Raw genomic sequence first — 3,299 nt, forward strand, 5'->3', positions numbered from 1 at the left:
GGACGCGCCGTCCTGGTTCACCGCGGAGCCACGCAGCACCGCCAGCACCTGGTGGCCGTTGGCCCGGGCGTCGGACAGCCGCTCCAGCACCAGCATGCCCACGCCCTCGGACCAGCCGGTGCCGTCGGCGTCGGCGGAGAAGGACTTGCAGCGGCCGTCGGCGGCCAGGCCGCGCTGTCGGTCGAACTCACGGAACGGGGTCGGACTGGACATCACCGTCACCCCGCCGGCCAGCGCCAGGACGGACTCGCCGGAGCGCAGCGACTGGGCGGCCAGGTGCAACGCCACCAGCGAGGACGAGCAGGCGGTGTCCACGGTGACCGCGGGGCCGGTGAGTCCGAGCGTGTAGGCGACCCGGCCGGTGGCGATACTGCCCAGGTTGCCGTTGCCCAGGTAGCCCTCCAGTTCCTCGGGCACATGGGCGAGCCGGGTCGCGTAGTCCTGGTACATCAGCCCGGCGAACACCCCGGTACGGCTGCCCCGGACGCCCGTCGGGTCGATCCCGGCGCGTTCCAGCGCCTCCCAGGACAGTTCCAGCAGCAACCGCTGCTGCGGGTCCATCGCCAGTGCCTCGCGCGGGGAGATCCCGAAGAACCCCGGGTCGAAGCCGGCGACGTCGTCGAGGAAGCCGCCCAGTCCGACCGGCAGTGTCCCGAGGTCCCAGCCACGGTCGTCGGGGAAGCCGGAGATCCCGTCCCGGCCTTCGGCGACCAGGTCCCAGAGCTGCTCAGGGGTGCCGACCCCGCCGGGATAGCGGCAGGCCATGCCGATGATCGCGATCGGTTCGTCGGCGGCGGCCGCGAGCACGGGGGCGGCGGATTCCGGTCCGGGCTGAAGGCCGCCGGCCTCGGCGAGGACGAACCCCGCCAGCTCGGCAGGGGTGGGGTGGTCGAACACCAGGGTGGTGGGCAGCCGTAGCCCGGTGGCGGCGCCGAGGCGATTGCGCAGTTCCAGCGCGGTCAGCGAGTCGACGCCGAGGTCGGCGAAGGACTGCTCGGCGCCGACCTGTTCGGCCCCGGCCAGGTCCAGCACGCCGGCGGCCTGGGTGCGTACCAGGTCCAGGGCGGCACGACGGCGTTCCGGTACGGTCAGCGCGCGCAGCCGGTCGGCCCAGCCGGACTGCTGACGGGTGCGGCGGCGTCCGTGGACCAGGCCGGTGAACACCGCCGGCAGCGGGTCGAGCCGGTGCAGGGCCGCGGTGTCCAGCCGCAGCGGCAGTACGGCCGCGTCGCCGAGCGTCACGGCCGCGTCCAGCAGCGTCAGGGCTTCGGCTGTGGGCAGGGCGGCGATGCCGCTGCGAGCGATACGGGCCAGGTCGGTTTCGGAGAGCTCGCCGGTGATGCCACTGCGCCGCTCCCACAGTCCCCAGCCCAGCGAGGTGGCCGGGAGCCCGGCGGCGCGGCGCTGCCGGGCCAGCGCGTCCAGGTGGGCGTTGGCGGCGGAGTAGGCGGCCTGGCCGGCGTTGCCGAGGGTCCCGGAGGCGGAGGAGAACAGGACGAACCGGGTGAGGTCCCGGTCGCGGGTCAGCTCGTCCAGCCAGCGCGCGCCCAGCACCTTCGGCGCGAGCACCGCCGCCAGCCGCTCCTCGGTGAGATCGGTGACCAGACCGTCGTCCACCACCCCGGCCGCGTGCACCACGGCCGTCACCGGATGCCCGGCCAGCAACGCGGCCACCGCCTCCCGCTCGGCCACGTCACACGCCACCACCGACACCACGGCACCCAGCTCCCGCAGCTCGGCGGCCAGTTCGGCCATGCCCGGCGCGTCACCGCCCCGCCGGGAAGCCAGCACCACACCCCGCACCCGGTGGCGTTCCACGAGGTGCCGCGCCACCAGGCCCCCGAGCGTCCCGCTCGCGCCGGTGACCAGCACGACGTCGTCGACCGACCAGGGAGCGTCGTCCCCGACCGTCTCCGTCACCCGAGCCAGCCGCGGCACGAACACCCGCCCGGCCCGCAGGGCCAGTTGGGGTTCGCCGGTGCCCAGTGCCGCGGTCAGCTCGGTGTCCGTGACCTCCGGTCCGCTCGTGTCCAGCAGCACGAACCGGTCGGGCCACTCGATCTGTGCCGAGCGCACCAGTCCCCACACAGCCGCGCCGGCCGGGTCAGGCACTTCATCGGCGGTGGCCGCGACCGCCCCACGGGTGACCAGTATCAGCCGGGCGCCCGGGGCCGGCTCCTCCGCCAGCCAGGCGCGCACCCGTCCCAGTACGGCAGCGGTACGCTCGGCCACCGGCGTCTCCTCGACCCGGAACAGCACATCGGCGCCCGCGGAGCGAGCGTTTCCGGTGCGGGCGGGGATCCAGTCCAGCCGGTGGACCGAGTCCAGGCGTGCGGGCGCGCGCAGTTCGCCCGTGAGGGCACGCAGCACCACCTGCTCGACGGTGCCCACCGGCGCGCCACTGCCGTCGGCCAGGTCCAACCGGACCGCGTTCTCCCCGGCGGCGGTGAGCCGAACCCGCAGCGCCGTCGCCCCCGTGTCGTACCAGCGGACCCCGCGGAAGGCGAACGGCAGCCGCAGACCCTGCTCACCGTGCAGTGCGAGTGCGTGCAGTGCGGCGTCGAGAAGCGCCGGGTGCAGTCCGAACTCCCCCGCCTGGCCGCGCTGTCGGTCGGGCAGGGTGATCTCGGCGAACGTCTCGTCGCCGCGCCGCCAGGCAGCTCGCAGTCCCTGGAACGCCGGGCCGTAGCCGAGACCGGTGTCGGCGAGCCGCGGGTAGAACCCGTCCAGGTCGACCGGCTCGGCGCCGGCCGGGGGCCACTGCACGAGATCCGCACCGGCACTGCCGTCGAGGCTCTCGGACAGCACACCGGTGACGTGCCGGGTCCAGGCCGTTGCGGAGCCCTCCGGCCGGGAGTGCATCTCGATCCTGCGGCTGCCGGCGTCGTCGGGTGCCGCGACGACGACCCGCAACGCGAGACCGCCCTCGGCGGGCAGGACGAGTGGTACCTCCAGGGTCAGCTCGTCCAGTTGGTTGCCGCCGAGCAGTTCGGCGGCGTGCCGGGCGAGTTCGGCGAACGCCGTGCCGGGCAGCAGCACCGTACCGGTGACCTGGTGGTCGGCCAGCCAGGGCTGGGCCCGGAGGCTCAACCGCCCCGTCAGGACGGTGTCGACGGCACCGGGCAGGGCGACCAGCGCGCCGAGCAGCGGATGCCCGGCGGGCAGCGCACCGAGCGCGGCCGGGTCGGCCGCCTCGGCGTTCTCCAGCCAGTAGCGGCGGTGTTGGAAGGCGTAGGTGGGCAGATCGACCGGCGCCGCGGCAGGCAGATACGACGCCCAGTCCACACCACCACCATGCG

1 protein-coding gene is annotated in these 3,299 nt (G+C 74.7%); it reads right to left on the minus strand.

Translation table 11 applies throughout. The annotated features are described in order from the left end of the window. The coding region (locus ACFXI4_RS44470; protein ID WP_385003370.1) for a type I polyketide synthase at positions 1 to 3,285 on the minus strand (3,285 nt) is incomplete at its 3' end. Between the last annotated feature and the right edge of the window lie 14 nt (positions 3,286 to 3,299).

It is taken from the genome of Streptomyces sp. NPDC059224 (assembly GCF_042754285.1).
Classification (GTDB): Bacteria; Actinomycetota; Actinomycetes; order Streptomycetales; family Streptomycetaceae; genus Streptomyces.